The sequence below is a fragment of the Thermococcus sp. genome (genome assembly GCF_027008145.1).
In the GTDB taxonomy this organism is placed as follows: Archaea; Methanobacteriota_B; Thermococci; order Thermococcales; family Thermococcaceae; genus Thermococcus.
On the sequence record NZ_JALTCZ010000160.1, the window covers coordinates 1 to 5,593 of the forward strand.

The 5,593-nt window shown below is 54.2% G+C and carries 6 protein-coding genes and 2 tRNA genes; 4 read left to right on the forward strand and 4 right to left on the reverse strand.

What is annotated here, in order from left to right; all coding sequences use genetic code 11:
- Together MVD07_RS07570 and MVD07_RS07575 are read right to left on the reverse strand one after the other, a co-directional pair.
- On the reverse strand, positions 1-416 hold a 416-nt coding region (locus MVD07_RS07570; protein ID WP_297500361.1), incomplete at its 3' end, for a helix-turn-helix domain-containing protein.
- A 274-nt stretch (positions 417-690) separates the two neighbouring features.
- Positions 691-768 (reverse strand) — tRNA-Gly (locus tag MVD07_RS07575).
- A gap of 100 nt (positions 769-868) precedes the next feature.
- On the opposite strand from MVD07_RS07575, the gene MVD07_RS07580 reads away from it, so the two are divergent.
- Together MVD07_RS07580 and MVD07_RS07585 are read left to right on the forward strand one after the other, a co-directional pair.
- A tRNA-Arg gene (locus MVD07_RS07580) sits at positions 869-946 on the forward strand.
- 86 nt (positions 947-1,032) lie between these two features.
- Positions 1,033-1,185, forward strand: coding sequence for a hypothetical protein (locus MVD07_RS07585; protein ID WP_297500364.1), 153 nt, complete (start codon positions 1,033-1,035; stop codon positions 1,183-1,185).
- On the opposite strand, the gene udp is transcribed toward MVD07_RS07585, so the two are convergent.
- Positions 1,182-2,012: a uridine phosphorylase gene (udp, locus tag MVD07_RS07590; RefSeq protein WP_297500368.1), complete on the reverse strand. Its 831-nt coding sequence runs from the start codon at positions 2,010-2,012 to the stop codon at positions 1,182-1,184. The genes MVD07_RS07585 and udp overlap by 4 nt on opposite strands.
- A 72-nt stretch (positions 2,013-2,084) precedes the next feature.
- On the opposite strand from udp, the gene MVD07_RS07595 reads away from it, so the two are divergent.
- Both MVD07_RS07595 and MVD07_RS07600 read left to right on the forward strand, forming a co-directional pair.
- Positions 2,085-3,149 carry a pyridoxal-phosphate dependent enzyme gene (locus MVD07_RS07595; RefSeq protein ID WP_297500371.1) on the forward strand — a complete coding sequence of 355 codons (1,065 nt, stop codon included), beginning with the start codon at positions 2,085-2,087 and terminating at the stop codon, positions 3,147-3,149.
- Positions 3,150-3,183: 34 nt separating this feature from the next.
- Entirely contained in the window at positions 3,184-4,062 is an 879-nt protein-coding gene (locus MVD07_RS07600; RefSeq protein WP_297500373.1) for an MEMO1 family protein, read from the forward strand.
- A gap of 65 nt (positions 4,063-4,127) precedes the next feature.
- On the opposite strand, the gene MVD07_RS07605 is transcribed toward MVD07_RS07600, so the two are convergent.
- On the reverse strand, positions 4,128-5,593 hold a 1,466-nt coding region (locus MVD07_RS07605), incomplete at its 5' end, for an HAD-IC family P-type ATPase (protein ID WP_297500376.1).

Consider the following 5,593-nt stretch of genomic DNA (forward strand, 5'->3'; position numbering starts at 1 on the left):
CCGTATATCCTCCTGTCGAGGAGGTGGGGGTTGGCAACAACCTCGCCCTTCACGGCCTTAACGACGTCGGCTATGGTAACGGGCAGGGAAAACTCCCTGATGTCTAGGATTGCATCGGTTGGGAGTTCTCCTTCAATCGTCTTGCTGAAGGCTTTTATGACGTTCCCGCCCCTCTTCTCGTCGATCTCAAGGAGGGCCTCAACGAACTTCCTTATCGTTGACGCCCCGGGGCTTTTTCTCCTTCCACCCTCGTAGTCGCTTATGACAGAGGAGGAGACGCCAAGGTGCTCGGCGAGTTCTGTCTGGCTTATCCCAAATATCTCGCGCCACTTTCTCATTGTCTTTCCCGGGTCAGAAGAGAGCGTTATTTCGCCCGCTATCCTCTTGGCAAGGGCCTCTTTCTCCTTCTCCAGCATGGGGGATAGTACTCCAAGAATGTTATAAGCCTTTCGGCAATTGCCTAATACGCCATGAGAAAGAGAGCATTGGGTGTGGAAAGCCCCTTAGCAGGTTTGCTCACTGGCGTCCTTAGGACGCCTTGAGAAGAGCAATTTTAGAGTTAACCCCCTACAAGGAGCTCCTGAGGGAGTTTTCACTCAAAACAATTGATTTCAATAGAAAACCTTCAAGAGCGGCACTTTAAGAAGGAGCTACAAACTTTGATGAAACTTTGCGAAGGCAAAGTTTCAATGGTGCGGTGGCCGGGATTTGAACCCGGGCCAGCGGCGTGGCAGGCCGCTGTCCTAGACCAGGCTAGACTACCACCGCGCGAGCCCGTTACTAACTCAACTGGGGCGCTCTTATAAATCTTTCGGTGTTCTGGAGAAGGTTAAATTTATAAATCGTTCAGAGAAGGGTTAGCGGGCACGCCCCGGTGGCCTAGTCTGGATAGGGCGCGAGGCTGCGGACCTCGAGGTCCGGGGTTCAAATCCCCGCCGGGGCGCCAGCGGTTCTTCTAACTTCCTAAATTGTCAAAAGTGTTATATACTACTTAAGGGATTAAGAAATGCAAGATCATAAGGAGGGGTTATGGTGGCGGATGAAAAGTGTGGCCTGGGGTTCGGGGACGGCTTCAAGTTTGGTCTCGGTTTCTTCACCGCCGGCGTGATCTTCTACATCATCGTGGTGGTTGTAAGCCTCATCCTCTTCGCAAGCGTGATACACCCGGCTTTCTGGGGCTTTTAGGCTCTCAGCCCCGGAAACCATACCTTCTTCCCGGCTTTTTCCTTCTCCTCGTCCCACTCGTGGAGTATTTTCACCGCTTCGCTGGCGACCATGGCGGCCTCCTTCTCGCCCTTCGTCCCGAACTCGTTCGTAACACGGTTGGCGAAGACGGCGCAGACGCAGCCAGCCCTTAACCCGTAGATGTTCGCAAGGGTGTAGAGTGTCGCCGCCTCCATCTCGAAGTTCGTGACGTTGGCCTGCTTCAGGTCGTCTACTATGTTCTTCGCGAAGCTCGGGAGGTAGCCGTTCAAACCCGACCTGCCCTGACCTAGATAGAAGCTGTCGGTCGAGGCCGTTATACCGATGTGGTAGGGAACCCCTAGGGTCTCGGCCGCTTCAATCAAAGCCAGCGTGACCTCAAGGTCGGCAACCGCTGGATACTCAACCCTAACGTACTGCTTTGATGTCCCCTCAAGCCTAACCGCCGCTTTGGCTATTATCAGGTCGCCTATCTTCATTCCGGGCTGTATTGCTCCAGTCGAGCCCACGCGGATGAAGGTATCCGCTCCGATAGCTGCAAGCTCCTCTACCGCTATTGCCGTTGAAGGCCCGCCGATTCCAGTTGAGGTGGCGCTTATAGGGACGCCCTTGTATTTTCCGGTGTGCGTTCTATATTCCCTGTGAAAGGCTATCTCTTTAGCTTCGTCCCAGAGGGAGCTTATCTTAGGAACCCTCCCAGGGTCACCGGGCAGGAGGACGTAGCGGGAAACGTCACCGGGTCTGCAGTCTATGTGGTACTGATAGCCCTCTTCCGTCTGGGGCCTCTCAGCCGATATGAACCTCACCATGGCAACCACCTTTTTATGCTCCTGTGCAACATAATAGGCGGTTGAGCTAAAAAGTCTTTGGAGATTGGGAGCATGTTGAGGTGTACGCGGTGTGGAAAGACCTATCCAGAAACATTTCGCCTAAGCTGTGACTGCGGTGGGACGCTTTTGGTGGAGAGGGAGCACTACGACTTCTTTGGGAGCCTCATGCCCTACCTCGACACCAGGAGGTACATACAGTTCCTTCCCGTAAGCGGGAACCTCCTTCCCCCACCGGTTCCTGCCATAACGCCCGTTGTCGAGCTGGAAGTCGAGACCGTCAGGGCACTCTTCAAGCTGGAGTACCTCCAGCCGAGCGGTTCCTTCAAGGACAGGGGGACTTTCGTGACCGTTGCAAAGCTCATGGAGGAGGGAATAAACGAGGTAGTTCTAGACAGCTCGGGCAATGCGGCTTTAAGCATGGCCCTCTACTCACTCCCCGCTGGGATAAGGGTTCACATCTTCGTCCCTTCCAGGGCAATGCCCGGTAAGCTCTCCCTCATCCAGAGGCTCGGGGCAGTTGTCCACTTCACCGAGGGCGACAGGATGGAAGCCCACAGAAGGGCCGTTGAGTTTGCCGAGCGCGAGGGACTAACCTACGTCTCCCACTGGCTCAACCCCTACTTCCTTGAGGGCACCAAGCTGGTGGCCTTTGAAGTCTACGAGCAGGTTGAAGTTCCGGACTACGTTTTGACCCCGACCGGGAGCGGAACGCTTCTCCTCGGCCTCTGGAAGGGATTTAAGGAACTTGTGAAAATGGGCGAGATAGAGAGACTTCCGGTTTTGGTTGCCGTTCAGGCTTCCGGCTACGAGAGCCTCTGCGAGCGCTCTTCTTCTAAAAACAGGCTCGCCGACGGGATAGCGATTCCAGAGCCTCCGCGCCTTGAGGAGATGAAGACCGCTTTAAAGGAGACGAACGGCCTCTGCGTGAGCGTTACGGAATCTGAAACGATGGAAGCGTGGGAGTGGCTGAAAGACATCGGTTTTCTGGTTGAGCCAACCTCTGCAGTAGTTCTCTCCGCCCTATGGAAGCTTGTTGAGACCGGCGAGATACCGGACGGTTCGAAGGTGTTACTCCCCCTCACGGGCTCGGGCCTTAAGCTAACCGAAGGGATTTAAAGTTTGGAGACCATAGGTTGAAGGAGGTGGGAACATGGGAGTTAGGTACCCGGCCGTTGCGGGTAGCTTTTACCCGGATGATGAGACGCTCATGGAGATTCTCCGGAAGTTTTTCAGCGATTTAGGTAAAGAAGGAAGCGAGAGGAAAATAACCGCTGGAGTCGCACCGCACGCCGGCTACGTCTTCTCCGGCTACACAGCATCGAGGACATACAGGGCGATATTCGAGGACGGCTTACCGGAGACCTTCGTGATCCTTGGGCCGAATCACACAGGCATCGGCTCGCCGATAGCCGTGTATCCGGAAGGAGAGTGGCTCACGCCCCTTGGGAGAGTTGAGGTTGACTCCAAAATGGCTAGGGCGATAGCCAAGCTCTCGGGTATAGCCGATCTTGATGAGCTGGCCCACAAGTATGAACACTCCATCGAGGTTCAAGTGCCTTTCATCCAGTACGTAGCGGGGAAAGCGGGAAAGGACGTTAAAATCGTCCCCATAGTCCTCGGCATCCAGGATGAGGAAGTCTCAAGGACACTCGGAAAGGCAATCTTCGAAGCCAGCAGGGAGCTCGGTAGGGACGTTGTGGTAATAGCAAGCACGGACTTCACTCACTATGGTGTGATGTACGGCTACGTGCCTTTCAGGGCCAGAGGCGAGGAGCTCCCCCACAGGATAAGGGAGTGGGACTTCAGGGTTATAAGGCACATCCTCGACTTTGACGTTGACGGAATGTTCAATGAGATTAAAAAGCTCAACCACACAATGTGCGGGCCTGGTGGCGTTGGGGCGGCGATAGTTTATTCCCGCCTTGTCGGAGCGGTTGAGGTCGAGCTTCTGCAATACACGACGAGCTACGAGGTGAGCCACTCGACTGATGCGGTCGTCGGCTACGCGAGCATAGTGATGAGGAAGTGATAGTGTTTTCTCCCTTCGTGCGTTTCTGGTTTTTATTTTCATAAAAAGTGAAAAAGGAAACTAGATCAGAAGGCCGCCTTGTGGTGCTGATGCTTGACCTCCCAGCTGAAGAACCTGTAGGCGGCCCTCTTTGTGAGATCCTCTATGAGGAACCAGATGAGGCAGTATACCCAGATAATTGCTGCATACTTCCAACCTATAGCCGCAACCCCCCAACCGTAGACTGCTATGAGCGTTGCCAGTAACTTTGTCCCAACGGCGCTCCAGAGGAGCCACTTGCCGGGCATTATGCTCCAGAACGGTCCCCTCGTCCTCGTGACGAATATGGTCAGGTGCCCTGCCACAGCCAGCTTCAGGAATATCATGCTCTGGAGTACCGCCAGTCCGGTGGCAGTGGTGTATGGTACTTTGAAGTAGGTTATCAGTATCCACAGTAGCAGGAAGGTCTCCACGACACCCATGGTTCCTATTATCGTCGAGACCGTGAGTATTTCCCTTATGTTCCATTTCTCGGGCCAGCGGTTGATTTTGACGTTGTCGTAGGCTATGGTGATTATCGGCAGGTCGTTGAGCAAAGCTAAGAGGATTATCATGACTGCCGTTACAGGATAGAAGTTGTATGCCAGTATGCTGAGTGTTATGAAGAACAGAACTCTTATCGTTTCTGTTATGCGGTAGAGGACGTAGCTGTGCATCCTCTGGAATATTTTCCTTGCCTCAACGATAGCGTTCTTTATGACGCTTATTCCTGGAGCGAGCAGGACTATGTCAGCTGCAGCCCTGGCAGCATCGGTTGCGCCTGAAACTGCTATCCCCACATCGGCCTGCTTGAGCGCCGGGGCGTCGTTGACACCATCCCCAGTCATGGCCACCTTGTGACCTGCCTCCTGGAGGGCTTTGACTATCTTGAACTTGTGCTCGGGATAAACCTGCGCGAATCCGTCCGCTTCCTCGCAGAGCCGTATGAGCTCGTGGCCCTTAGCCCTCTCCAGTTCATCTGCCGTGTGAATCTTCTTTCCAATGCCGAGCATCTTCGCTATCTGCTTTGCTATCGCAATGTGGTCACCGGTTATCATCCTCACCCTTATGCCGTTCCTCTGCAGGAACTTCACGGTGCTCGCTGAGTCATCCCTGGGTGGGTCGAAGAGCGGTATTAATCCAACGAACTTCCAGCCATCGCCGAAGTCCACCGCCACACCGAGTGTTCTGTAGCCCTTCTCGGCCAGCTCTTCGACCTTTGCCATTACCTCCTTCCTCAATCCCTCGCCCGCGTTCACCATGTCAAGTATGACCTGTGGTGCACCTTTAGCCGTTCTGAACCTCTTTCCATCGCACTCAACTTCAGCCTCGGTGTGCTTTATCACCGGGTCGAAGGGGACGAACTTAACCTGTTTACATGATTTAAGCTTTTCCTTGTTCTTCACGGCCCTCAGGACTGCCAGGTCTATCGGATCCTTGTTCTCCTCCTTGCTCGCCAGGGCCGCGTAGAAGAGCATATCATCAACGCTGAAGTTGTTCCATGCAACCGGCT